The following is a 24855-nucleotide window of genomic DNA, read 5'->3' on the forward strand; positions in this document are numbered from 1 at the left end:
CCCGCAGGTCGTCGCGCAGCGGGTCGCGTGCCGGGTGGCGACATCCCCTCGTCCCCTCGCCCGCGCGTCCGTTCGATCCGGCCGACACCGTGGACCACCTCGGCGGCGCACGATTCGCCGGGAAACCCGCGCCCGGTTTCCACGGGTCGGCCGGGAGCGGTCGGGTCATGCTCCGGAATCATCGTGACTACGACATCCGGATTGACCCGCCGAATATCCCGCCCGCTACGGCGGCGGAGAAACGAACGGCATTCCTCGACGCCCCCGGATCGAATCGCCAGGCGGCCGGCTGGTCAATTCCGGCGGGTACGATCCGCAACCGGATCCGGACGAGGTCAACTTCCTTTCTTCGCCGCGGAGTTTCCGGTCCGGCGGTACCCGCGCCGGTCGAACGGCACGCCTTGGGCGGCCCAGGACAGCACCGGTACGCCGAACGCCTTCCCGGTGCTGGACCACTCCGGGCTGCCCTTCGCGGCGAGCGTCTCCCGCCCGCCCTCGGCGTGGCGCGGGACGCCGCCGGGCTGATCCCCCCGTCGCAGCCCCGCCCCGTCCTCGGCGCCGATCCAGGTACGTACCCCCTCGGGATCCGACCGGCCGCCCGGCACGACCCGCACCCGGCCGACACCACATCACCGTCGCGGTGACTAGGTTCGTGGTGGGGCCCGATGCCTCCGGCCGGGCACCCGCCCGGCCGGACGGGCCGGAGTCGAGGAGCGGTGACAGTGACGATGCGGGAGTATCCGCTGGTGGGCGGTCCGGTCGAGGTACGGGGGGCGCTGGATCTGGAACGGACGCCGGCCGGGGTGATGCCGCGCCGGCTGCCGGCGTGGACCAAGGAGCAGTACCAGAACCCGACGGTCTACGGGGGAACGGTGATGCCCTCGGGCGTGCGGCTGGTGTTCCGCACCGAGGCTCGGGTGCTCGAGTTCGAGGTGCTCACGTCCACGGGACAGCTCGACGGCGACCCGGAGCCCCAACCGACCGGGATGCTGGACCTGACGGTGGACGGCGTCCTGGTCGGGCGGCAGCGGGCGCCCTTGGGCAACGTCATGCGGATGGCGGGCCCCGGGGCCGAGCAGCGGCTGATACCGGGGAAGCCGGGGACGGCGCGCTTCGCCGGTCTGCCGGCCGGGATGAAGGACGTCGAGCTGTGGCTGCCGCAGCAGACCCCCACGGAACTGGTGGCGCTCCGCGCCGACGGTGAGGTCCTGGCACCGCTTCCCGACGGCCGGCCCCGGTGGGTGCACCACGGGAGTTCCATCAGCCACTGCCTCGAAGCCGACGGTCCCACCGGCACCTGGCCCGTGGTCGCGGCGTCCATCGGGGGCGTGGAGGTGACCAACCTCAGCGAGCCGGGCAACGCCATGCTGGACCCCTACGTCGCCCGGACGATCCGCGACCTGCCCGCCGACCTGATCAGCCTCAAGACCGGCGTCAACATCGTGGGCCTGGCCACCTTCCGCCTGCGGACCTTCGGCCCGGCGGTGCACGGATTCCTGGACACCATCCGGGACGGCCATCCCGACACCCCGCTGCTGGTGATCTCCCCGGTGAGCTGCCCCGCGCTGGAGGATCGTCCCGGCCCGACCACGGTGGGCCCGGACGGAAGGATCACCGCGCTCGGGGACCCGGCCGACCTGGCCCGGGGAGCGTTGTCGCTGCGGGTGGTCCGTGACGAGTTGGCGAGGATCGTCGCGGCCCGGCAGGCCCACGACCCTCACCTGCACCACCTCGACGGACGCGACCTCCTCGGCCCGGCCGACGTGGACGACCTCCCCGACGGGCTGCACCCGTCCGCCGCCGCCTACCGCCGCATGGGCGAACGCTTCGCCGCCCACGCCTTCGCCGCCGCCGGCCCGTTCCGCGCCCGCCCCCGCACCCCGCCGGCCGAGTGAGGCGGCCGGGGGTGCGGCGCCCGAGGAGCCCGGGGCCGTCCGAGGCGTTCCCGGCAGCCTCCGCCCCCGGTGGCGACGGGGCCGCCGAGGTAGCGGAGCGGTCCGTCGGGGCCAGTACTGGACCAGGACGGCGCCAGGTGCTCACTCTGGCCCTTGCCTCCGGTGGGCATGTCCGCGGACAGCTCCGGCTTGGGCGTGGTCCTGCCCTCGGACCAGGCCGCTGCCGGCATCCGGACCAGCAACGCGAGTTTCGTCTACCCCGGCGTTCTCACGAGCGGCAGCGTGGTCGGGCAGCGGTTGGATGACTCGCCGCGTGACGCTACAGCTCGGGCAACCGGTCAACGGGTGTGGGGGACCGCCGCTCCTCCAGCCAGTAGAGGTAGATCCGCAGGTCGGTCGCCAGGCCGCCGGCGATGTAGAGCTCGAAGCCGCGGACGGCAGCGGCTATGCCCTGGTCTGCCCTGGCATCGCCCTCATCCCACGTGCTCCGCTGCTCGGACAGGTACTGCACAACCTTGCTGCGATTGCGCCACCACTCCCGGACCGATTGCGGTGTCCATCGCGAGTCGCCATCACAGCCGTACCCGAGGAGCGGGTCGTTGTCTGCCGCCTCGACCAGCAGGGCCGTGTCCGCAGGCGTTCTGGGCCGGCGATAGACGTACGCGCTGAGGTACTCGCCCCCGTAGAGGACGTGGGCGGGTGCCGAAAGCCGCCCCGTCCAGCAGGTGTCGGTCTCCCCCCCGTAGAAGGGGCCAGGGACGTTGAGCCAGAGCCGGTCCTCCCACCGGCCCCGAAAGGCATCGCGGTCGCTGCCGAGGACGGCCACCGGGTCGAAGTAGAGCGTCATCCGCAGAGACTGGGCCATCCGTTCGGGCCGAACGACGGGCTGCCGATGGGAAGAGGACTGACTGGTCTCACGGGCTCTGGTACTCGCCGGTTGACTCTCAAGCTCATGGGATGTCTGTCACCTTCCCCGGTGCAACCGTTGGGCCTCGGATTCCCGGGGTGGCGCGGTCGCGTCGCCGTCACCCATGGCACCGACCTCTCGTCGCCGGTGTGCCGGGCCGGGGGATAGGGTCGTGGGCATGTGGGAGGGACTGGACGCGGTCGACTGGGCGGCGCTTCGGCATCACTACGGGTCCGCCGACGACGTGCCCGACCTCATGCGCCGATGCGCGGGACCGGATCCGGACGACGCCGTCGATGCGGCGTTCGATCTACTCAACCAGCTCTTCCACCAGGGCGGCTGGATCTGCTCAGCGGCCCCGGCCGCGCTGCCCTTTCTGTTGCGCCTGGCCGCGGGCCCGGATGTACCGCTCCCGAGTCGCCGCGTCGTCCTGGAGCTGGTCTGGCAGCTGGCGGCCGAGGCCGGGCAGGTGGCGGAGAGGTTCCTTGACCCCGGCTGGCAGTCGGCATGGGCACAGGCGCTGCCGAAGGTGCTCGTCCTGCTCACCGATCCCGCCCCGGAGATTCGGCGGGACTCGGCTCACCTGGTCGGTGTCTGCGACAGCGCCGGTGAACTCGTCCTGTCGGCGCTCGTGCAGTGCTGGCAGGCGGAGGCCGATCCGGCGACCCGCCTCGATGTGGTCCTCGCGCTCGGCAGGGCGATGGAACGACAGCCGGCCGGACCGTGGGCCTCAGAGGTACTGGAGCTACTCCGCGGGCTGCTCGCCGCCCCGCAGGCGCAGACCCGTCTGGCGGCGGTGCATGCGCTCGCCTCGGCTGACCCGAACCTTCCCGCACAACGGGCTGACCTCCTGCTGGAAGCGGTCCGGGACCCGAGCGTCGAGCTGTGGCGGCACACCGGCTCGGTCGGTGCCGGTGTCCAGGGTGTTCACCACTGGACGGCAGCATTGTTCACCGGGCCGTCCGCCGCCTTCACTCTCGGTCTGCTGGAGGACCATCCCGACGTCGACCAGCGGGTCGGAGCACTGGCCCAGGCGGGCGGGTTGCTGGCGCAGTGGCGTTCGGTGAGCGCCGACCTTCTTCCCGCTGTCGCCGCGCGGCTGGACGATCCCGCCCCTGAGGTCCGGTTCCGGGCGGCCGAGCTGCTGGCCTGCCTCGGCCCGGCTGCCGCGGCCCACGCCGACAAGGTCGCCGTCCTGTTCGGCGACACCGCCGCGCGGGACACCCGGGAACGGGAGACCGTCGCCGAGGCCGCCGTGTGGGCGCTGGCCCGGATGAACGATCCGCGCTGCCTACCGGGCCTGATCGGGCCGATGACTGGCACTCGATCCGGCTTCGCCGGGGCCTCCGCCCACTATCCCGTCACCGCGGGCCTGCACCATGTCGTGCTCCCCTCGCTCCACGAGGTCCTGAGCTGCCTTCCCGACCACGCCGAGCAGCTCCTGCCGGCGATCTGCGAGCAGCTCGATGCCGCCACGGACGACCACGTGCGCACCAGCCTCTGCCAGGTGCTCGCGGGCTGGGGGCCCGCTGCGAAGGCAGCGGTTCCCCCACTGCTCAGTCTCTTGGAGGACGACCGGTCCTGGGCAGCGGCAGCGAGAGCGCTGGCAGGGATCGGGATGGCGGGGAACGGGGCACGAGACCTGCTGTTGGCCCGATCGAGCGGCAGCGAAGCACGCGCAGAGGTCGCGGCCTGGGCCTACTGGAAGGTCGGCGGCGAGCCCGGCCCGGCCCTGGAAGCGCTCGGACGCGCCGCCGTCGAGCGAAGCATTCCGCTCCCCTCCCTGCGCATGCTCGCCGACCTCGGCCCGCACGCCGCCCGCTTTGCGGACCGGCTCCGGGCCATGGCCGCCGACAACGACCCCTGGACCCGTGTCGAGGCGGCGCATGCGCTCTGGGCCACGACCGGCGATACCGAGACCAGCGTTCCGGCCATGACGAGTGCTGTGCAGGCGCTGACCAGGGGCATCTACCTCCCGGTCATGCTCCCCGCCGTTCGCCATCTGGTCCAGGTCGGTCGCGCCGCTCGACCCGCCGCGCGGCTGCTACGCGACGCGCCGGAACGTGATCAGCGGTTCCGCAGCGACGGCGGCTGGCGGAGCTTTGCCCAGGACGAAGCCATCCGCGCCGCGGTCGACGAGCTGCTCGCCGCCTGCGACTGACCGGCCGTGAGCACCATCTGAAGCTCGACCGAGTCACATCGCGGGGTCGGCCCCTGCGCTGCCGCAACCCTTCAGGTTCCGATGGTGGGAACGGAAGGACGTCGTCGGCGGGCTCAGCAGCTCCTGCCTCCCGGTTGATCCGGCCAGCGAGGACGGCCCCCGCAAGGGCGAGTCTGGTCATCGGCTGGCGAAGTCCTGGATCCCGGCGATCTGGTGGGCGACGATCCGCTGGAACTCGACGACCGTTCCCGGAGCCGTTTCCTTGTCCTTTGGCGTCAAGTACCCCTGGCCGGCGGGTGTGTGGCTGGGGCGTTCACCCTGGACGGCCGCCACGCCACGCGGACCCGTCCGGAGGTGGGAGCCGCGCAGCACCGGCCGTCCACGGTCCGAGCGCGAGCATCGCCTCGCTGACCTCGCCGAGGGCCGCGTCCGGCATCGCGGTGGCGGCGTCTTCGAGAACGAGCAGTCGTGCCCGGGGGATCGCGCGCGCGATCGCCTCGCCGTTGCCGACGGGGAAGAACGGGTCGCGGCGGCCGTGGACGACGAGGGTGGGGATCCTGATCTCTGGCAGGCGCTCGCGCCAACGGGGCCGGCAGTCGAGCTTGGAGAACGTCATGCGCAGCTGGTTGGCCGTCTGGACCGGGGGCGCGGTCCCGGGGGTGCGGTCCCAGATGCGCGCGGAGGTCGCGCGGGCGGCGGCGGGGTCGTCGCCGAGGATCTCGGCGCCGGCGGCGGCGAACTCGGCGACGGCCCGGCGGTCGGTCCAGTCGGGCATCGGGCGTGCGAACAGCCGGCTCATGGTCGCGGGGTCGTGGTCGGGGAGGTCGTCGTCGGGCGGGCCGGGGGCGACGGGACGGGTGCCGACGAGCGTGAGCGCCGAGAAGCTGTCCGGGTGGTCGAGCGCGGCGACCTGGGCGACCATGCCGCCGACGCCGATGCCCGCGAGATGGGCGGGGCCCCCGCCGAGCGTCTCGGCGAGGGCCGCCGCGTCGGCGGCGAGGTCGCGCAGGGTGTAGCCGGGCGCCTGCGGATCCGCAGTCGTCGACTCCCCGCTGTCGCGCAGGTCGTAGCGCACCACGCGGCGTCCGCCGGCGGCGAGGCGTTCGCACAGCACGTCGGGCCAGGAGAGCATCGTCGTTCCGCCCGCGAGCAGGACGAGTGGCGCGTCCTCGCGGCCGAACGACTCGATGCCCAGGGCGATCCCGTTGGTATGGACGGTGGTCATCGGGTCACCGGGACTCGTCGCGGCCGAGACCGCGGTCGGGCGCGCTCATGTCGCCCGTCGCGGGCGTGCCGTCGGCGAGCCCGTAGCGCAGGTAGACGGTGCCTTCCGGACCGGCGACCGGCGGTTCGAGGAGGGTGAGGTTCGTGGGCACCGCGCCGCCGTCGAACACCTTCTTCCCGACGCCGAGCGTGATCGGGTGCACCCAGAGGTCGAGACGGTCGAAGAGCTTCTCCCGCAGGAGGGTCTGCACCAGGTCCAGGCTCCCGACGACCTTCACGTGGTCGTGCCGCTCGCGGATCTCGCGCACCGCGCCGGCCAGGTCCGGGCCGAGCCGGGTGGACCCGGCCCACGGGAGGTCGGGCGTGCCCCGGGAGGCCACGTACTTCGGGACGCGGTTGAAGAGCTCGGCGATCTCGCCGTCCTTCTGGTGCGGCCAGTAGGCGGCGAAGATGTCGTACGTGCGCCGGCCGAGCAGCAGGGCGTCGGTGCCCTCGTAGGCGGCGACGATCTGCGCGCCGGTGGCCTCGTTCAGCAGGGGCGCCTGCCAGCCGCCGAACGGGAACCCCGCCGGGTCCTCGTCGGGTCCGCCTGGCGCCTGCGCGACGAGGTCGAGGGTCGCGAACAGCTCGATGTGGATGAGTCCCATGTCTGTACTCCCGATGAGTCGGTGATCCCGGTCGAGATATAGACCTGCCGGGGCCGGAAAACTCATCGCCGCGCCGGAACCCGGTTTCCGTATCCGCCGGTCCGCCGGTCCGTCGGTGGTCCGGGCCGCTGTGTCGTTCGCACGGCCGGTCACCGACGTCCCGCCTCGGCCGCGCGCGGTGTCGAGCCTGGCGATGCGACTGCTGTTCGGCCGGCTCGACGGCGCGGACGACGCACCGGGGGTCGAACCCGTCGAGCCCGAAGCCCTGGAACGCCGCGCCACCGCCACCCGGTTCGACGCGGCGTGCCGAAGCCTCGTCCCGGGTCAGGCCGGTGCGAGCAGGGTGGTCAGGCCGGAGGTGCCCAGGCGGGTGCCGTCGGACAGGATCACGAGGGCCTCGATGCCGCTGCGTCGCTCGGCCCAGTGCAGGGCGGCGGCCGGCCCCATGGCGAAGGCGGCCGTCGCCAATGCGTCGGTGAGCGCGATGTCCTGGCCGATCAGGGTGACCGAGAGCGCGCCGTGCGGCGGGCGCCCGGTGTGCGGATCCAGGATGTGCTGGCCGCGCTCGGCCGTACCGGATCCGGCGACCGCGAGGCGGTCGCGCGCCTCGACGACGGCGGCCAGCCGGCCGGGGGCCGCCGGGTCGGCGATGCCGACGCGCCACGAGCGGCCGGGCGCCGGGGCTCCGGCCGTCTGGACGTCTCCGCCACCGGTCAGGCTGTGGTGCGGGAACCCGGCGGCTGTGAGCAGGTGGGAGGCGCGTTCGATCGCCCAGCCCTTGACCCAGCCCGACGGGTCCAGGGAGCCGCCGGCCCGCGCCGAGAAGTAGCCGGCGGTCTCCCGCGCCACGGCGGCGCAGTGGTCGAGGGCCTCGGCCACCAGCGGATCGCACTGGGCGAGGGTCAGCTCGCCGCGGGCGAGTCGGCTGATCTGGCTCAGCGGGCGGTAGGTGGAGAAGAGCCGGTCGAGCCGGTGGAGTTCGGCGAGGGCCGGGGCGAGGTCGGCGGGCGCGGCGTCGCGGACGGCGAAGGAGAAGACCGTCCCCATGGCGTGCTCGGCGTGTCGGAGCATCAGACGCCCGCCTGGTCGAGGGCGCTCTGCAACGACCGCTGGTAGCCCTCGCTGGTGTAGGTGGCGCCGGCGACGGCGTCGACGCGTGCGCTCTGCGCGGAGACGGCCTCCTGATTGAGCCGGGGCAGCGCGAACTGGTTGATCTCCAGGTCGCGCCTGCTCTCCGACGGGTACTGCACCACCTCGGCCTTGGTGATCCGGCCGCCGCTGAGGGTGATCCGCACCTGGACCGGTCCGTAGCGGGTGTCGACGGCGTTGCCGGTGACGACCCGGGCGCCGGAAGCGGTACCCGCTCCTGCGGCGGCCGAGGGCGACGACCCTCCGGAGGACGACCCTCCGGACGACGACGCCCCGGGCGTCGCCGGGGCGGCGGACGCGGTACCGCCCGGATCGGAACCGATGACGGGGGCGGCCCCGGGGGAGGCGGAGCCGTGCGGCTTGAGGGAGAGCAGCAGGACGACGCCGGCTGCGGTGACGGTGCTGGCCAGAACGGCGCGGCGCATGGCGGGCTCCTTCAGAGGTCGAACGACTCGTGGTGGATGCGGTGGGCGGGGACACCGGCGGCACGCAGCTCGCGCGTGACCGCCCCGGTCATGGCCGCCGGCCCGCACAGGAACACGTCGTGCTGCGCCAGGCCCGGCACCAGCCGGCCGAGCGCGGCCGCGGAGAGCGGGTCGCCCGTCTCGTCACGACGGCCGACGAGGTAGGACAGGCGGGCCGAGCGCGTCCCGGCGATCCGCTCCAGTTCCTGCCGGAACAGCAGGTCCTCGCCGTCCCGGGCCCGGTAGAGCAGGGTCAGCTCACCGGGCCCGGCCGGCAGGGTCTCGAACAGGGTCCGCAGCGGGGTGATGCCGACGCCGCCGGCGATCAGCAGGACACGCCGCTGGGTGCGCCGCCGGGCGGTGAAGGCCCCGTACGGGCCCTCGGCGCGCACCCGGGTCCCCGGGCGCAGGCCGGCGAGGGCGGCGCTGTGGCCGCCGAGTCCCTTGACGGTGAAGCGCAGGAACCGGTCGGTGGGCGGCGCGGAGAGCGAGTACGGGTTCGCGGCCCACCGCAGCCCCGGGGCGAGGAACTGGAGCCGGAAGAACTGGCCCGGTTCGGCGCGCAGTTCGGCCAGCCGCTCACCGGTCAGGAAGACGGACACCACCCCGGGACCCTCGGGGCGAACCTCCGCGACGTGCAGCCGGTGGCGGCGGTCGCGGAGGAACGGGACGGCGAGCCGGTACCAGCCCAGCACGGCGAAGGTGGCGACGTAGAGCACGTACCAGCCGGCGCGGGCGGGCCCCCGGCCGAGATCGGCGCCGTTGGTGAGCTGGTGGGCGAAGCCGAGGGCGACCGCGAGATAGGTCGCCAGGTGCAGGTAGTACCAGGTCTCGTAGCCCAGCCTGCGGCGGGCCGCCCGGGCCGAGACGGCGCCGGTGCCGAGGAGGAGCAGGGTGGCCGCGGTGGCCTTGAGCATGTCCGGGTCGTGGAGCACCATCCGCACGGTTTCGCCGACGACGGCCCGGTGCGCGGTGAGCGCGGACCCCCAGACGACGGTGAGGACGTGGACGGTGACCAGACCGACCAGGTAGCGCCCGCCGATCGCGTGCCAGCGCGCCAGCCGGTCCGCACCCACGTCCCGCTCCAGGGCGGGTATCCGGGCCATCAGCAGGAGCAGCACCGGCGCGGCGTACCCGGCGAGCAGACCGGTGATCCGGCCCGCACCGGTGAGCCACTGGTCGGCACCGGTCACCGCGTAGGTGTCCTGCCACCACAGGGCGAGCACGGCGCCCGCTCCGAGGGCCACGGCCGGCGGGACGAGCCGGGCGAGCAGCCACGGCGGGAGCACCGGCCGCTGTGAGGTGTGCTGGTGCCGACGGTGGACGGCAGGCGCGGCGCGACGCGGTCGCTGGACTGCGGTACCCATGGTCCTGTTCCTCTCTGCGCGGCTCCGACGTCCTGCGCGCGGCCCGGGAGGGTGCGCGGACGACCGTGATCCGGAGACCGGCCCACCGTGTCAGCCGTACCTCTCAGTTCCCTCTGAGTTCCGCCGCCACCGACCCTCCCGCAGGGAGTTGTGCCAGCTCAGGGCCATGATCGACGGTTCGCGGTCTCAGCGGATTCTCACCCTGGCACGGCACAATGGCGCGGAGAGCGACCGCACGCCCCCGGCGACCGGGAGCGCCGACCGGATTGGATGCCATGCCCGTGCCCACCCCGCGTGTCCTGGTCGTCGACGACGAACCCGACCTGGTCGAGGTGTTGTGCGCCGCGCTGCGCCACGAGGGCTGGGAGTCGCGCGGGGCGGCCTCGGGGGAGGAGGCGGTGCTGGAGTGCCGCCGCTGGGAGCCCGACGCCGTCGTGCTGGACATGATGCTCCCCGGCCTGGACGGCATGGCGGTGCTGGCACGCATCCACGCCGAGCAGCCCCAGGTACGGGTGCTGTTCCTGACCGCCCGCGACGCCGTCGAGGACCGGATCGCGGGGATCGAAGCCGGCGGCGACGACTACGTCACCAAGCCCTTCAGCCTGCAGGAGGTCGTGGTCAGGCTGCGGCGGCTGCTGCGGCGGGCCCGGGCGGCGGACACCTCCGCGGCCGCAGTGCCGGCGGGCGCCCTCGTGCTGGGTGACCTCGTCCTGGTGGAGCAGTCCAGGGAGGTGCTCCGGGGCGGCACCCCGGTCGAGCTGTCCCCGACCGAGTTCCAGTTGCTCCGCTACCTGATGCAGCATCCGCGCCAGGTGCTGAGCAAGGCCCAGATCCTGGATGCCGTCTGGTCCTACGACTTCGGCGGGCAGGCCCACGTCGTGGAGCTCTACATCAGCTACCTGCGCAAGAAGGTCGACGCGGGCCGGCCGGCGATGATCCACACCGTCCGGGGCGCCGGCTACCTGATCAAAGCATCGGTCGCGTGAAGGGCCGCTCGGTGAAGGGCCGCCCCCTGAACGATCGCTCGGTGAAGGGCCGGCTGGTGAAAGGCCGGCTGGTGGAGAGCCGCCTCGTGCCGCGCACCATCCGCAGCAGGCTGGTCGCAGGCCTGCTGGCCCTGCTGGCCGTCACCTTCGCCGGTGTCGGCCTCGCCGTCACCACCGCGCTCGACCACTACCTGGTGAACCAGCTCGACCAGCGCCTCGCCGACGCGGGCGGACGGTACGCCGCGAGCCTGGAACACGGCGGCGCCGGCCCGGGACCACGCGGTGACACCCGCGCCCAGAGCCCCGGCACCTTCGGCGCCCGCCTGGTGAACGGCCAGGTCACCAACGCGGGCGTGGTCGACGGCGACGCCGACGACGACGGGGTCGCCGAGGGCACCCTCCCGGCCGACACCGACGACACGGTCGCCCTCACCCAGCGGGACCGGCAGAACCTCGCCCGGCTCCCGGTTGGCGGAACACCCGGCTCGGTGCGCCTCTCCGGCCTGGGCCCCTACCGCCTCCGAGCCGTCGCCGGGCGCGACGGCGACGTCCTGATCACCGGCCTCCCCCTGCACCAGGTGCACGAGACCGAGAACCGCGTCGTCGCACTGGAGCTGGCCTCCTTCGCGATCGCCCTCGGCATCACCGGCGTGGCCGGCGCCCTCTGGGTAAGGCTCTCGCTGCGCCCGATGAACCGCATCGCCGACACGGCGGAGCGGATCAGCGCCCTCCCGCTCGCGGCGGGCGAGGTCGTCCTCGACGACCGGGTACCGGGGGCGGACCCGAGGACCGAGACCGGCCGGGTCGCCCTCGCCTTCAACCGGATGCTGGGCCACGTCGAAAACTCCCTCGCCCAGCGCCACGCGTCCGAGAACCGGCTGCGGGCCTTCGCCGCCGACGCGGGCCACGAGCTGCGGACGCCGCTCGCCACCATCCGGGGCCACGCCGAACTCGCCCTCGGCCACCCGGGAGGCGCTCCGGCCGAGGTGACGCACTCGCTGCGCCGCATCGATGCCGAGTCCGTCCGGATGGGAGCCATCGTCGAGGACCTGCTGCTGCTCGCCCGGCTCGACGCGGGGCGGCCGCTCGCCCGCGAGGAGGTCGACCTCACCCGCATCGCCCTCGACTGCACCCAGGACGCGCGGGTCGCGGCGCCCGGCCACCACTGGCGGCTCGAACTGCCGCCCGAGCCGGTCGTCGTGACGGGGGACGAGCACCGGCTGCGCCAGGTCGTCACGAACCTGCTCTCGAACGCCCACCGCCACACCCCCGACGGCACGACCGTCGTCCTGCGGGTCGAAGCCCGCCGCGTCACGGTCTCCGACGACGGGCCGGGGATCCCTCCCGAGCTCGCCCCGCACGTCTTCGAACGGTTCGTCCGGGGCGACAGCTCGCGCTCGCGCACGAGCGGCGGCACCGGACTCGGCCTCGCCATCGTCGAGGCGGTCGCCACCGCCCACGGCGGCACGGTGACCCTGTCCCGGCGCCCGGGCGGCGGTACCGTCGTCACGGTGACTCTCGGCTGCCCCGATGCCCGGGCGGCGGCATCTTCGTCACCATGACTCCCGGCCGGCCGGCGCCCGGCCGGCCGGCGCCCGGCCGGCCCGCGCCTCACGGCGCCGTCGGTGCAGCGGTCGGCCACCGAGGCGTGCTCAGCCCCGGCGAAGCAGCCTGCGCGCGCCGTAGACGGTGGCGCCCAGCGCGATCACGGCGGCGCCCCACAGCACCGAGGCGGCCGGCAGGGCGGCGGCCAGGACGAGGCAGCCCGCCGCGCCGACCACCGGCACGGCCCGGGGTGGGCGTCCCTCCGCGGGCGTGAGGGTCCAGGCGCAGGCGTTGGCGACGGCGTAGTAGGCGAGCACGCCGAAGGAGGAGAAGCCGATCGCGCCGCGCACGTCCGCGGTGGCCGCCAGGACGGCGACCACCGCGCCGACGGCCAGCTCCGCGCGGTGCGGCACGCCGAAACGCGGGTGGACGGCGGACAGCCGGTGCGGCAGGTGGTGGTCGCGGGCCATCGCCAGGGTGGTGCGCGAGACCCCGAGGATCAGTGCGAGCAGCGAGCCGAGCGCCGCTACGGCCGCACCCGCGCGCACCACCGGGGCCAGGCCCGGGGCGCCGGCGGCCCGGACGGCGTCGACCAGCGGCGCCGCCGCGTGGGCCAGACCGGCCGGGCTGAGTACGGCGAGTACGGCGAGCGCGACGAGGCCGTACACCACCAGGGTGATGCCGAGGGCGAGCGAGACCGCCCGGGGGATGGTCCGTCGCGGATCGCGCACCTCCTCCCCGAGCGTGGCGATCCTCGCGTACCCGGCGAACGCGAAGAACAGCAGGCCGCCCGCCTGCAGGACGCCGTGGAAGCCGGCGTCCGCGCCGACCGCCCAGTGCCCGGCGTCGGCCGTCGAGCCGGTCAGGCAGGCGGTGACCACCGCGGCCAGCACGGCCAGGACGGCGGCGACGATTCCGCGCGTCAGCCAGGCGGCTTTCTGGACCCCGGCGTAGTTGACGGCGGTCAGCGCCACCACTGCCGCGACCGCGACGGCGTGCGCCTGGGCGGGCCACACGTAGGAGCCCACGGTGAGTGCCATCGCCGCGCACGAGGCCGTTTTGCCGACCACGAAGCCCCATCCGGCCAGGTAGCCCCAGAAGTCGCCGAGGCGCTCGCGGCCGTAGACGTAGGTGCCCCCGGACTGCGGGTAGCGCGCGGCCAGCCGGGCCGACGAGGTGGCGTTGCAGTACGCCACCACGGCCGCCAGGGCCAGGCCGACCAGCAGCCCGGAGCCGGCCGCCGAAGCGGCGGGCGCGAGCGCCGCGAAGACTCCCGCGCCGATCATCGACCCGAGCCCGATCACCACGGCGTCGAACAGGCCCAGATGCCGTCCCAACGCCCCCGGAGCGGCTGGTGACGCCGACGTGTTCATGGACTGCCCTTCGCGGATTCCGATGTCGGCGCACGATACGCGAACGAGGTGGCGGGCACCTGAACGGGCCCGCCGGCCGGCTGCGGCGGTCCAGCGTGCCACCGGCCATTGACCACCGTCACGTCCGGTCCTCACGCGGCGCCGCGTACGACCACCCCGGGGAAATCGGTGCCGGTACCCGGGGCGAACGTCATTCCAGCTCTCAGCCTTCCGGAGGTCCCCGGGAATCACGCCGAGATTCAACTCCCTTTGCCGACGCCCGCCTGACCCGCAAACGGCCGTTCCTCTGGGAAGTCAACGAGTGTCGAATTGAGCTGTGGAACGGTATGACCGCGCCCTTGTGGTGAACGCCGAACCGTTGTTCCGCGAGTGTCACCAGGCCTTGCCGTCCCGGGCATTGGCTGAACTGTGACCATTCGTTCGCCCCGGTGTTACGGCTGGATCCCGAGCTTGTTCGACAGGAATCTGATCCGGTCCAGGCCGTTGCATCACGTGCCGATTCCGTGCAAAGTGACGGATCAGGAACAGGGCAATAGATCCAGCGAAGTATCACTTCCCTTGGCCTCCCGGCCTGCTGTTGCGCGTCCGGTCCCATTCATTCGCCAAGGTGCTGTCGCGACCTGTGCCACGGACACCACCTCAGCCGATGCGCCGGATACGCATCAGAGCGGCAATCGTCTCCAAGTCAGCCCTGCCAAGATCGAAACTGACGCGAGCCCCTCGGGTCGCATCTCGACGCCCTTGGCAGAGGTCAAAAAGAACCAACCCGGAGAAATGCTCGGCATGTCCTGGCAACGGGACTTGCCTAGGGCTGCACTGAGAACCTGCTTGCTCTGGTTCTCCGGCGTGCCTCCAGTTCCTGCGCCTTACCCCACCCATTTGCAAGGAGTGTTCATGGCTCACCGAAGGAACCGTCCGGGCCGTAGATCCGTCTCGGCCACCGCCGCGCTTGCGCTGCTGGCCGGCGCCGCGGCCACCGTCCAGCTCTCGGCGCCGCCCGCCGCGGCCGCCGAGATCCCACTCGCGGCGACTCCGCCGATGGGCTGGAACTCCTGGAACGCCACCCGGTGTTCGGGCTCACTCAACGAGGAGACCGTCAGGAGGACCGCGGATCTCTTCGTCTCCAGGGGGCTGAAGGACGCGGGCTACCAGTACATCGTCCTGGACGACTGCTGGGCCGCGCCTCAACGCGACGCCCAGGGCAGGCTGCAGGCCAACCCGACCCGATTCCCCAGCGGGATCAAGGCACTGGCCGAGTACGTCCACTCCAAGGGGCTCAAGTTCGGCCTGTACTCCAGCGCGGGAGAGACGACCTGCGCCGGAGTGGGCCCGGTGGACCCGAACGACCCCGAGGGCCGCCAGAAGAAGGGCTTTCCGGGCGGCCTCGGCCACGAGCGGACCGACGCCGAGACCTGGTACGGCTGGGGGGTCGACTACCTCAAGTACGACAACTGCCCCCACGGTCAGGCGGACACCCAGAAGCGCTTCAAGGCGATGAGTGACGCGCTGCGACGGGCCGGCCAGAAGCACGGCCGGGAGATCCTGTTGGCCATCTGCGACTGGGGTCTGGACGACCCCTGGACCTGGGCCGGGCAGTTGGGCAGCACGTGGCGCACCACCGGCGACATCGGGAACTTCTACACGTCCCTCCTCAACAACCTCCACAGGAACATGATCCTCTCCGACTACGCGAAGCCGGGCCGGTGGAACGACCCCGACCTGCTCAACGTCGGGAATCGGGGGATCTCCAAGAGCGACGCCAAGCCGGGGTTCACCCCGGCCGAGGAGCGCACCCAGGTCAGCCTCTGGGCCCAGATGGCGGCGCCGCTGATGATCAGCACGAACCTGCCCGACCGGGACAAGGAGGAGCAGGCGGGCCAGGGGAAGGGGTCGTTCGACATCCTGACCAACAAGGACGTCATCGCCGTGGACCAGGACCCCCTGGGCAAGCAGGCAACCGTCGTCTCGCAGACCGTTCTCCAGCCCGGACGCAAGCCCCTGGAGGACAGGCTGGCACTGGTGATGACCAAGCCCCTGTCCGACGGCAGCCGCTCCGTCACCTTCACCAACGAGAGCGACCAGGAGACGGTCCTATCCACCACCGCGGGGGCCGTCGGCCTTCGCGATGCGGCCGGTTACACCGTCAAGGACCTCTGGACTAAGTCGGTCACCACCAGGACCGACTCCACGTTCACCTACAGCGTCCCCCCGCACACCACCGTCATGGTCAAGGTCACCCCGACCTCCTAGCCTGCGCCGGGCCCGACCCTGCTCGGAGCTACCGCCCTGGCCACGGCGGCAGCTCCGAGCAGTGTGGCGAAGTCCCGAGCGGCGGGAGGACCTGTACGTGCGGCTGCACACCGGCCAGTGGCCCGTCTGACTCCCGCGGACGAAGGGGCTTGAAGAAGGCCGCACGGGAACGGTCCACCACCTCCAGGCCGTCAGCTGGGCGGGCGACGCCTGCGGCGAAGGGTCAGAGCCACCAGCGAACGAAGGTGACGGCGCCGAGGGCCGCGAAACCCAGAAGGGCCAAACCGACGACGGCAAGACCGACGCAGGCCAGCGGTCCGGCCGAGTCGTCCTCGGCGGCGTGCGGGGCGCGGTCTCGCTCGTGGCTCCAGTGGACCGGGCGACCCGCGTGTACGGAGGCGGCCTCACGAAGCTCGGCCAGCCGGGTGCGAGCGGTCTCGGTCTGCGCCGAATGCTCGGACCCACGCCAGGCGATGGCTGCCATCCGGTCGAGCGGGTCAGGGTGGCGGGCCTCGAAAGCCGCTGTCTCAGCCGAGGACCGGTCGGTGTCGAGGTAGGCCCAGCGTCCCGCTTCGGCCGGCTCGTCGTACAGCCGGTAGACCTCGGCCAGCCTCCTCCTGACCGTGAGGTCCGCCGGGTATGAGGACGCCAGGCCGCGCAGGCGTTGACGAGCAACGGGTATCCGGCCGGCGCGAAGGTCGGCGTCAACCTTGACGAGGGTGGTCTCAACTGTCACCGGAGCATGGTGGCGGACAAAGAATTCCTGGTCAAAGGACATTCCGACTCGCTCGGACAAGCTGAACCTGCCGGCGACCTGCCTCGCTGTGCCCGCGCCGCAGTTGGCGCCGGCGGACCGCTCGGACAGGACCTCGACGGGGGCGGATCTCGATGTCGATCAGGGCGGTGCGGTTAGGGGCGGCCCTTACGCAGGGCGAAGTCGATGACGCCGAGCACGCGGACTCGCCAGGTGGGCGGGCCAGGCCGTGCGCGGATCAGGCGCATCAGGGTGACCGGCCGCTCCCGGCTGCCAGGTGCTCGGTCGGCCGGGCACCGGCCCGGCCGACCAGCGAGAGGGCGACGGCCTCGCGGACCCTGCGCAGAAGCATCACCCTGCCCCACGCGGGGAGTTCCACGTAACGTGACCGATGGACCGACACACCGGCCGCTACCGGAAGGGGAGTTCATGCAGGCGGGGACCGCGCTGGGCAGACGCGGCGAGCTCGTCAAGCGGATCGGCGAGGGCGGCTTCGGACAGGTCTGGGAGGCTGGCGTCGGAGGGCGTAGTTCTCGACGAAGCGAGGAAATACATTGCCAACAATGACTTCGCGCGCCCCAGGGCTTTCGAGTGAAATTGCTCAGATGGAGGTGCGGGTGATTGGGTCCGAAAGAGCCCCAGGTTGGGTTCGTGGCTGGGTACGGTTGGGACTTTTGGCCGTCCCTCTGGCGTTCTCTCTGTCGCTAGCGGTCTCATGTACGGCGGTGGAGGAGAAGGGTGACGCGCCGATTGTAGGGTCATGGACGTCGAGCGTCGGCACGATCCAGTTCCTGGACGGCGGCGATCTCGGGGTGGTGAATTTGCTTCCCGCGACGTGTCGGGGGGAGCCGTCGCAGGCAGCGGTGAAATTCACCGGCACCTGGCGTCACGGGAAGTTGGACGATGCCGGGCATGGCGCGGTCGTTCAGTTGGTCTCTGTCGCCGGGGATCTGAAGTGTGAGAGGTACTTCCAGTACTTCACCTACAACGGTGAGGAGAGACTGCAGCTGACGGGTGTGAGTGTGACGAATGAGCCGTTCGTGCGGCAGTAGCCCGGTGATCGCGAAGAGCTGCTGAGCCGGATGCCCCGTCCAGGCTGTCGCGCGGAGCACTCTGGCTGCACGCGGGGAAATCAGCATGGGAACGGTTGAGCAGATCCGTCAGTCTCGAAGTGTTCGATGGAGCCTTGAGTTCGCTGGATGGGCTTGGTTGTGTGGCCGTCACGGCGGGAATTGGGGTGGATCCGGCCCCGCCGTGGCAAATATGGACCGAACCCGGGTGGGTGGGGATGTACGAGCGGGGGTGCTGAGGGCGCTGGAGTGGCTTCAACGGCCCTCTCGAAATTCGGCATTCGGTCTCGGGGATCCTGGCGTGTATTCTCCGCCAAGGCCGAGGTCGGCCGCTGGTTCGGCGCCGACAACAGGTGCGTCCCGGCGGCCGAGCCTGACTAAGTGACGGTGCCGACGCTGGTGACCCAGATGGGGAAGGGCGCGATCTCCGGATCGGCCACTGTCTGTTCCGAGGGCTCCTGCGCCTCATCCAGGGCCGCCAAGGTGATGACACCCGGGCTGTCGTCTGCCAAGAACCCCACCACGATCCGCTCAAGGTCGCCGGAAGGCACATAGGTACCACCGAACGGCAACTCGCTCGGCGGTACCGATCCGGTTGAACACCTCAGCTGCCCGGCCACCTCGTCGTGCCATACGTAGAACGTCGCCACGCCTGAGTACCCCATGCCACGGATGCGGATCCGAAGGGCCGCTGCAGTCCGCTCGAAAGCAGCCACCACCTTGGGGACGGACAGCGAACGTCTGTCCCCGACCTCCGCATTCAGCCACCAGGTGTTGGTCTCCCATTCCACCCGTCGGTCGGCCGGCTCCAATACCAGAGGTTCGTCCGCCACCTCGGCGATCCATGTCAGCAGCACTACGGCAGTATCCCTGCAGGCATCAAGTCCCACGAACCGCTATGAGGCAGGACGGCTGAATGCAACGGCATCGCGGTGAGGGCGGCGGCTGACCCCTGCTGACGCGGGGAGGACCTCACTGCCCGCGAGTGTGCCGCAAGGAACGCCGGCTGCCCTCGCCTGCGCGGGGTCAGCCGAGGTGCCGCCGGCCGGCACCATCGGTAGGCCCGCACCGGGACTGCCGAGCAGCGCCACAACCGGCAGCCACCACCGCTCCTCCGGCCCCTTCTCGGTCGGCCCGAGCCGGCGACCCCCACAGGGGCGGGATCGGCGGTGCAACTGGACCTTCCGGCATGTGCTCGCGCTCTGTCGGTGCCGCCGCTCTACGATCAACTTCGTATGCCGAACACCGGTGCGACACGTGAACATGGCAGGGGGACCACGATGAAGCGGACGAAGACAGGCACGCTCACCGCAGCGGCCGGGGCGCTGGGGGTGACACTGGCATTCGCCGGGACGGCGTCGGCGCAGCCCGCCGACCCGGCAGCGGCCTCGGACGAGCTCTTCGGTCAGCCAGGGACAGGGCGGATCCTGCCGCCGGCGTCGGACGAGGACACCATGTTCTCGATCCCCGACTGGATCGGGAACGGCGGCGCGGTGACGGCCTCGGTGGTCGAGACGCTGCCGATCGCCGTCACCGTCGGCTGTCAGGGCGGCGGTTCGGTGCAGGTGCACGTCGGCGGCCTGGCTCCGGCCGACTTCACGGTGCAGTGCCCGGTGGACTCCGTCGGCGTCGGCTCGGTGGACATCCCCGCCCGTCCCGGGAGGGACTTCCAGTTCACCGTGCACACCTCGCAACCGTCGATCCACTGGGGCATCAACGCCCTCCAGATCCGCTTGGCCGACTGACCCGGATCCCGGTCCCCGGACTCCGCCCCGCACGCTTCGCGGACCGGCCGGTGGCGGCCGTACCCAACCCGCCCCGCCCGGGTGCGCAGACCGCGGTCGGCGGCGCCCACCACGCAGGCCCGCGCCGGATGCTCGGCGCGGGCCTCGCGAACCAGTTCCACGGTCCGGTCGGCCCCGCCACTGCCCGGGGTCGCCACGGCGGGCAGCCCGGGCACGCCCCGGGCCGAGCGTCCAGCGGCCCGAGGAGCTCGGGCACCGGTCCCGCCACATTCCCACCGTCCAGCACCGAGTTCGATCCCCGCTGCGCTGCCACCCGCAGCCACCGGCCCGCTCGTCCACCCCGTAGGGGCCGGACGTCGCGGCGAGCCCCACGCGGGGAGGATCTTTGGCATGTTCTCCGGAATCGGGGCCGTGTGGCCGGAGGTCCGCGGAGGCCAGACTTGTGGCGCTGTCCGCAGGTAGCACCAGCCGTCCTTGTAGTGGCGTGTAGACATGGCTACGCTTCGGCCATGAAGCAGCTGAATGTGCGGTTGGACGACGAGGCGCACGAGGCGCTGGAGCAGCGCGCGGAGGCGGCGGGGATGACGCTGCCGGACTACGCGCGCAAGGTTCTCGCGGAGGAGGCGGACGAGCGGCGTGAGCGGTTCCTGACCGCGGCCGCGCACTTCTCCCAGGCGTGGGCGCCCGCGTTCGAGGCCGAGTTCGGCCCCTATCCGGACGCCGGGCGTGGCGGGGCGGCGGAAGCCGCGTGATCCTTCGCGTCGACCGGGCCTGGTTGCTCGACATCGCCCACCAGTTCCTGCCCTCGGATCCGGACATCACCGACTACGGGACCCTGGCCGCAGCGGTGGCCCGCCACGTCGACGAGGTGATGGACGTCGCCGTCTACGGCGGCGTGAACCAGCGGGCGGCGGCACTCATGCACCAGCTGATCCGCGTCCCCGCCCTCGAGTTCGCGAACGAGCAGTTCGCGGCCGTCGTCGCGGCGTCCTACCTCGCCGGCTCCGGGGTGATCGTCACCGCCGAACCGAAACAGGCCGTCGAACTGGCCGGCCGCATCCGCGACGGGCAGGCCGATGTCCGCGAGACCGCCACCGCCATCCGCACCTGGTACCGCTGACACACCCCGGCCAGCAACCCGCCACGGCGCCACGGCCCCACGCCTCCACGGACGCCGGGTCGACAGCGACGACCAGCACGCTCCCTCGCCCCGCACGGTGGTCAGCCGCCGTCCCGCCGTCTGCGTCGATGAGGCTCGCGGTCCCGCGCAGGCTGCCCTGTGACCGGTCGAGGAGGGTGACCTGCGCGCCGGCGCGGGCGCTCCTGCCGGTGAAGTCGTAGGTGGTGGTCACGGCGTTCTCCCATCGGTGCGAAGGGCGGAGGCCGGGGGCGGGTCAGTGCCGCACCGGCGCCGGCGCCCCGTCGCGGCCCGGGCCCGGTACCGCAGCCAGAGCCCGCCGTGGCGTGCCGCGCAGCGCGAGGGCGGCCAGCGGCAGCAGGGTGAGCGCGGCGAGGACGCCGCCGACGAGAGGGGGCCCGGTCAGGCCCAGGCCGGTGTCCAGGGCGTGGCCGGCGAGAGCGGAGCCGGCGGCGATGCCCGTGTTGTAGGCGGATGTGGTCAGGGCGGAGGCCAGGGTGGGGGCGTCGCCGGCGAAGCGGACGGCCAGCGAGGTGACGACGGGGTTGACGGCGAAGCCGGTCAGCGCCATCAGGAAGACCAGGGCGACCGCGGCGACCGGACGGGTGGAGAGCGGGGCGAGCAGCAGCAGGGTGGCAGCGGTGGCCGCGGCGGCGGTGATCGTGGTGGCCATGGGGCGGCGGTCGCCGAGCCGCCCGCCGATGGTGTTGCCGCCGAGCGCGCCCGCGCCGAAGGCGATCAGCACCAGCGGCACGGCGGCCTGCGGGATGCCGGTACGGCCGGTCAGCAGCGGTGTGAGGTAGGTGTAGGCGGCCAGGACGCCGCCCATGATCAGGACGGCGGCGGCCAGCGCCAGCCACAGCGGGCCCTGCCGCAGGGCCCGAACCTCCGCCCGCACCGACACCCCGGCCCGTTGCTCGGTGGCGGGGACGAGGCAGCCGACGACCACGGCGGCCAGGGCCGCCAGGGCGGCCAGCGCCCAGAAGGGGCCCCGCCAGCCGGTGGCCTGCCCGACGACGGATCCGAGCGGGACACCGACGACGTTGGCCAGGGTCAGGCCGCCCATCATGACGCCCACCGCACGGGTGGAGCGGCCGGGCCCGGCGGCGGCCGTGGCGATGACGAAGCCGACGGCCCAGAACGCGCCGGTGGCCAGTGCGGTGGTGAAGCGTGCGGCGAGCACGACGGCGAAGGAGGTGCCGGCGGCGGCTACGAGGTGTCCGAGCGCGAAGACGGCCAGGGCGAGGACCAGGGTCAGCCGCCGGGGCAGGCGCAGAGTGGCCAGGGCCATAGCCGGCCCGCCGACGATCATGCCGACGGCGAAGACGGTGATCAGCAGCCCGGCGCGGGGAACACCGACGTGCAGGTCGCCGGCGATCTGTGGAAGGAGTCCGGCGACGACGAACTCGGTGGTGCCCATCAGGAAGGTGCCGGCGGCCAGCACCCACACGACGGAGGGGAGCTTGCCGGTGACGGGTCCGGCGGGGCGGGACATGGGGGCTTCTTTCCGTACGGGGGCGGGTCAGTGGGTGGTCGGAGCTGCGGTGTACTCCTCGTCGGTGACGGGGCTCAGCCACTGCACGACGTTGTGGTCGTCGTCGCCCTCGTTGATCGCGAGGTGGACCATGAGCCGGTTCGGCGCCGCGCCGTGCCAGTGCTCCTCGTCGGCTTCGAACAGGACGCGGTCGCCGGGCCGGATGACCTCGACGGGTCCGCCGCGGCGCTGGCACAGGCCGATGCCCTCCGTGACGAAGACGGTCTGGCCCAGCGGGTGGCGGTGCCAGTGGGTGCGGGCGCCGGGCATGAAGTGCACCAGGTTGGCGGTGACCCGGGAGGGCGTGGGCGCGGCGGCGACGGCGTCGATGTAGACGTCGCCGGTGAACCAGTCCGCCGGGCCCTTGGCGGTGTCGATCGAGCTTCGGGTGATCTGCACGAGTGCTCCTTGTACAGGGGTGGGGCGGGTGTGGGGGCGGGGGCTGTCAGGGCGTGAGGAGGGTCTTGATCGCGCGGCGCTCGTCCATCGCCTTGTAGCCCTCGGCGACCTGGTCGAGGGGCAGGGTGAGGTCGAAGACCTTGCCGGGGTCGATGCGGCGAGACAGGACGCGTTCGATCAGGTCGGGCAGGTAGCGGCGCACCGGGGCGGGGCCGCCGCGCAGGCCGACGTGGGAGAAGAACAGTTCCTGCCCGTCGAGGGCGACCTCGTGCGGGACGCCGACGAAGCCGACGTTGCCGCCGGGGCGGGCGGAGTGCAGGGCCTGCTGCATGGACTGGGCGGTGCCGACGCACTCCAGGACGCTGTCGGCGCCGATGCCGCCGGTCAGTTCCCTGATCCGGGCGATGCCGTCCTCACCGCGTTCGGTGACGATGTCGGTGGCGCCGAAGGCGCGGGCGAGGTTCTGCCGGGAGGCGTGGCGGGACATGGCGATGATCCGTTCCGCGCCGAGCTCCTTCGCGGCGATCACCGCGCACAGGCCGACCGCGCCGTCACCGACCACCACCGCCGTGGAGCCGGGGCGGACGTGGGCGGCGTCGGCGGCCCACCAGCCGGTGCCCATCACGTCCGAGTTCGCCAGCAGGCCCGGCCAGAACTCCTCGCCGGGGACCTCGTCCAGGGCGACCAGGGTCCCGGCGGCGTTCGGAATGCGTATGTACTCGGCCTGGCAGGTGGACATGAACTCCCGGTGCAGGCAGTTCGACTGGAAGCCGTTGCGGCAGTTCGGGCAGGTGTTGTCGGAGGTCGCGAACGAGCCGACCACGAACTGGCCCGGCCGCAGACCGGTCACCTCGGAGCCGACCTCCTCCACGAAGCCGACGTACTCGTGGCCCATCGGGTGCGGATCGCCGATCGGCTCCGCGCCCCGGTAGGGCCACAGGTCGGAGCCGCACACGCAGGTGACGGCCGTGCGGATGACCGCGTCGGTGGGGTGGAGGATCTTCGGGTCGTCCAGCGTCTCGAAGCGGACGTCACCGGGGGCGTGGATCACTGCGCCGCGCATGGGGATCTTCCTTCGCGTTCCGGGGCGCGGAGGCCGGGCGAGCCGGCCGCCGCCGAGTACGGGTCGGGCGCACACTCCGCTCGGTCCTGTCGGCTCCGAGGCGGAGAGCGCCACGTGCTCCAGGAAACCCGGTGCCGGCGGGCGCAGCGAGTCACCGTCGAGGGGTGTACCGGCAGTACACCCCTCGACCGCCCGGATCGCCGTACCGTCGAAGGCGTGGACAACAGCCAGGAGGTCCGCGAGTTCCTCACCTCGCGGCGCGCGAAGATCACCCCCGAACGGGCGGGCATGCCGGCGGGCTCCCGCCGCCGGGTGCCCGGCCTGCGGCGCAGCGAGGTCGCCGCCCTCGCCGACCTGAGCGTCGAGTACTACGCCAAGCTGGAACGCGGCAGCCTCGCCGGTGCCTCGCCCGCCGTCCTGGAGGCGGTCGCCCGCGCCCTGCAGCTCGACGACGCCGAGCGCGCCCACCTGCTGCGCCTCGCCCAGGCCGCCGACGGCTCCGACGCTCTCGCCCGCCCCCGCCGTCGCACCGGCGGCCGCCCGTGGACGCCGCGCCCCAGCCTGCAGTGGATGCTCGACGCCGTCACCGCCGGGCCGGCGTTCGTCCGCAACAGCCGCATGGATCTGCTCGCCGCCAACCAGCTGGCCCGTGCGTTCTATGCCGAGGTCTACGACACACCCGGCAACCGGAACAACCTGGCCCGGTTCAACTTCCTCGACCCCGCTTCCCGCCGTTTCTACCCCGACTGGGACCAGGCCGCCGACATCGCCGTCGCCATCCTGCGCACCGAGGCCGGCCGGGACCCCCACGACAAGGACCTCCATGACCTCGTCGGTGAGCTCTCCACCCGTAGTGACGAGTTCCGGACCCGCTGGGGCGCCCACGACGTCCGCCACCACGGCACCGGCACCAAACGCTTCCACCACCACGCGGTCGGCGACCTCACCCTCGCGTACGAAGGCCTGGAGCTGGCCGCCGAACCCGGCCTCACCCTCACCGTCTACTCCGCCGAACCCGGCTCCGTCTCCGACGAGGGCCTGCGTCTGCTCGCCTCCTGGGCCGCCACCCGCGAAGCCGGGAGTGGGTCTCGGCAGAGCGAACAGTCGGCATCGACTCCTCACCAGTGAGCGCGTACCGCTGTGCGGACCCTGAATCCGGGATCGGCACCGCCCCCACGACGGCC

The 24855-nt window shown here is 72.5% G+C and carries 22 protein-coding genes; 10 read left to right on the plus strand and 12 right to left on the minus strand.

Going from position 1 to position 24855, the window contains the following annotated elements; translation table 11 throughout:
• Positions 1-728: 728 nt before the first annotated feature.
• The gene (locus ACZ4UX_RS23680) at positions 729-1895 is read left to right on the plus strand and encodes a GDSL-type esterase/lipase family protein (RefSeq protein WP_465708168.1); all 1167 of its coding nucleotides are present in this window, start codon (positions 729-731) and stop codon (positions 1893-1895) included.
• A gap of 319 nt (positions 1896-2214) precedes the next feature.
• Here ACZ4UX_RS23680 and ACZ4UX_RS23685 read toward each other — a convergent pair whose 3' ends face one another.
• A complete protein-coding gene (locus ACZ4UX_RS23685) occupies positions 2215-2742 on the minus strand; it encodes a ferredoxin (RefSeq protein WP_465708128.1) in 528 nt (175 codons plus the stop codon).
• Positions 2743-2980: 238 nt separating this feature from the next.
• Here ACZ4UX_RS23685 and ACZ4UX_RS23690 point away from each other — a divergent pair, with 238 nt between their 5' ends.
• Positions 2981-4963 (plus strand): hypothetical protein, encoded by a 1983-nt coding sequence (locus tag ACZ4UX_RS23690; RefSeq protein WP_465708129.1) that lies wholly within the window; start codon positions 2981-2983, stop codon positions 4961-4963.
• Between the two features lie 313 nt (positions 4964-5276).
• Here ACZ4UX_RS23690 and ACZ4UX_RS23695 read toward each other — a convergent pair whose 3' ends face one another.
• The 5 genes from ACZ4UX_RS23695 to ACZ4UX_RS23715 all read right to left on the minus strand — a co-directional run bounded on the left by ACZ4UX_RS23695 (position 5277) and on the right by ACZ4UX_RS23715 (position 9814).
• The gene (locus tag ACZ4UX_RS23695) at positions 5277-6188 is read right to left on the minus strand and encodes an alpha/beta fold hydrolase (protein ID WP_465708130.1); all 912 of its coding nucleotides are present in this window, start codon (positions 6186-6188) and stop codon (positions 5277-5279) included.
• A 4-nt stretch (positions 6189-6192) separates the two neighbouring features.
• The gene (locus ACZ4UX_RS23700) at positions 6193-6834 is read right to left on the minus strand and encodes a dihydrofolate reductase family protein (RefSeq protein ID WP_465708131.1); all 642 of its coding nucleotides are present in this window, start codon (positions 6832-6834) and stop codon (positions 6193-6195) included.
• A 324-nt stretch (positions 6835-7158) separates the two neighbouring features.
• Positions 7159-7905 (minus strand): FAD:protein FMN transferase, encoded by a 747-nt coding sequence (locus tag ACZ4UX_RS23705; protein WP_465708132.1) that lies wholly within the window; start codon positions 7903-7905, stop codon positions 7159-7161.
• The gene (locus tag ACZ4UX_RS23710) at positions 7905-8408 is read right to left on the minus strand and encodes an FMN-binding protein (protein ID WP_465708133.1); all 504 of its coding nucleotides are present in this window, start codon (positions 8406-8408) and stop codon (positions 7905-7907) included. The genes ACZ4UX_RS23705 and ACZ4UX_RS23710 overlap by 1 nt, the downstream gene beginning before the upstream one ends.
• A gap of 11 nt (positions 8409-8419) precedes the next feature.
• The gene (locus ACZ4UX_RS23715) at positions 8420-9814 is read right to left on the minus strand and encodes a ferredoxin reductase family protein (RefSeq protein ID WP_465708134.1); all 1395 of its coding nucleotides are present in this window, start codon (positions 9812-9814) and stop codon (positions 8420-8422) included.
• Between the two features lie 275 nt (positions 9815-10089).
• Here ACZ4UX_RS23715 and ACZ4UX_RS23720 point away from each other — a divergent pair, with 275 nt between their 5' ends.
• Positions 10090-10800, plus strand: a complete 711-nt coding sequence (locus ACZ4UX_RS23720; RefSeq protein WP_465708135.1) for a response regulator transcription factor — start codon at positions 10090-10092, stop codon at positions 10798-10800.
• Between the two features lie 56 nt (positions 10801-10856).
• Complete coding sequence (locus ACZ4UX_RS23725) at positions 10857-12362, plus strand: sensor histidine kinase (protein ID WP_465708169.1); 1506 nt, start codon at positions 10857-10859, stop codon at positions 12360-12362.
• A gap of 90 nt (positions 12363-12452) precedes the next feature.
• Here ACZ4UX_RS23725 and ACZ4UX_RS23730 read toward each other — a convergent pair whose 3' ends face one another.
• Positions 12453-13718: an APC family permease gene (locus tag ACZ4UX_RS23730; protein ID WP_465708136.1), complete on the minus strand. Its 1266-nt coding sequence runs from the start codon at positions 13716-13718 to the stop codon at positions 12453-12455.
• An 894-nt stretch (positions 13719-14612) separates the two neighbouring features.
• Between ACZ4UX_RS23730 and ACZ4UX_RS23735 the strand changes: the two genes are divergently transcribed.
• Positions 14613-15968 (plus strand): glycoside hydrolase family 27 protein, encoded by a 1356-nt coding sequence (locus ACZ4UX_RS23735; RefSeq protein ID WP_465708137.1) that lies wholly within the window; start codon positions 14613-14615, stop codon positions 15966-15968.
• A 223-nt stretch (positions 15969-16191) separates the two neighbouring features.
• Here the strand turns inward: ACZ4UX_RS23735 and ACZ4UX_RS23740 are convergent, their stop codons facing one another.
• Positions 16192-16704 (minus strand): DUF6584 family protein, encoded by a 513-nt coding sequence (locus ACZ4UX_RS23740; protein WP_465708138.1) that lies wholly within the window; start codon positions 16702-16704, stop codon positions 16192-16194.
• 743 nt (positions 16705-17447) lie between these two features.
• On the opposite strand from ACZ4UX_RS23740, the gene ACZ4UX_RS23745 reads away from it, so the two are divergent.
• Positions 17448-17774, plus strand: coding sequence for a hypothetical protein (locus ACZ4UX_RS23745; protein WP_465708139.1), 327 nt, complete (start codon positions 17448-17450; stop codon positions 17772-17774).
• 395 nt (positions 17775-18169) lie between these two features.
• On the opposite strand, the gene ACZ4UX_RS23750 is transcribed toward ACZ4UX_RS23745, so the two are convergent.
• Positions 18170-18649: a hypothetical protein gene (locus ACZ4UX_RS23750; protein ID WP_465708140.1), complete on the minus strand. Its 480-nt coding sequence runs from the start codon at positions 18647-18649 to the stop codon at positions 18170-18172.
• A 423-nt stretch (positions 18650-19072) separates the two neighbouring features.
• Between ACZ4UX_RS23750 and ACZ4UX_RS23755 the strand changes: the two genes are divergently transcribed.
• The 3 genes from ACZ4UX_RS23755 to ACZ4UX_RS23765 all read left to right on the plus strand — a co-directional run bounded on the left by ACZ4UX_RS23755 (position 19073) and on the right by ACZ4UX_RS23765 (position 20657).
• Positions 19073-19537, plus strand: a complete 465-nt coding sequence (locus ACZ4UX_RS23755; protein ID WP_465708141.1) for a hypothetical protein — start codon at positions 19073-19075, stop codon at positions 19535-19537.
• Between the two features lie 509 nt (positions 19538-20046).
• On the plus strand, positions 20047-20289 hold the full coding sequence (locus ACZ4UX_RS23760) for a plasmid mobilization protein (protein ID WP_465708142.1): 243 nt from the start codon (positions 20047-20049) through the stop codon (positions 20287-20289).
• Positions 20286-20657: a fic family toxin-antitoxin system, toxin component gene (locus tag ACZ4UX_RS23765; RefSeq protein WP_465708143.1), complete on the plus strand. Its 372-nt coding sequence runs from the start codon at positions 20286-20288 to the stop codon at positions 20655-20657. The genes ACZ4UX_RS23760 and ACZ4UX_RS23765 overlap by 4 nt, the downstream gene beginning before the upstream one ends.
• Positions 20658-20931: 274 nt before the next feature.
• On the opposite strand, the gene ACZ4UX_RS23770 is transcribed toward ACZ4UX_RS23765, so the two are convergent.
• The 3 genes from ACZ4UX_RS23770 to ACZ4UX_RS23780 are packed head-to-tail and all read right to left on the minus strand — an operon-like array spanning position 20932 to position 23671.
• A complete protein-coding gene (locus ACZ4UX_RS23770; RefSeq protein ID WP_465708144.1) occupies positions 20932-22170 on the minus strand; it encodes an MFS transporter in 1239 nt (412 codons plus the stop codon).
• Between the two features lie 27 nt (positions 22171-22197).
• Positions 22198-22608: a (R)-mandelonitrile lyase gene (locus ACZ4UX_RS23775; RefSeq protein ID WP_465708145.1), complete on the minus strand. Its 411-nt coding sequence runs from the start codon at positions 22606-22608 to the stop codon at positions 22198-22200.
• A 46-nt stretch (positions 22609-22654) separates the two neighbouring features.
• Positions 22655-23671 (minus strand): zinc-dependent alcohol dehydrogenase family protein, encoded by a 1017-nt coding sequence (locus ACZ4UX_RS23780; protein ID WP_465708146.1) that lies wholly within the window; start codon positions 23669-23671, stop codon positions 22655-22657.
• Between the two features lie 216 nt (positions 23672-23887).
• Between ACZ4UX_RS23780 and ACZ4UX_RS23785 the strand changes: the two genes are divergently transcribed.
• Complete coding sequence (locus ACZ4UX_RS23785) at positions 23888-24799, plus strand: helix-turn-helix transcriptional regulator (protein WP_465708147.1); 912 nt, start codon at positions 23888-23890, stop codon at positions 24797-24799.
• Positions 24800-24855 lie beyond the last annotated feature (56 nt).

Source organism: Kitasatospora sp. NPDC028961 (assembly GCF_055564815.1).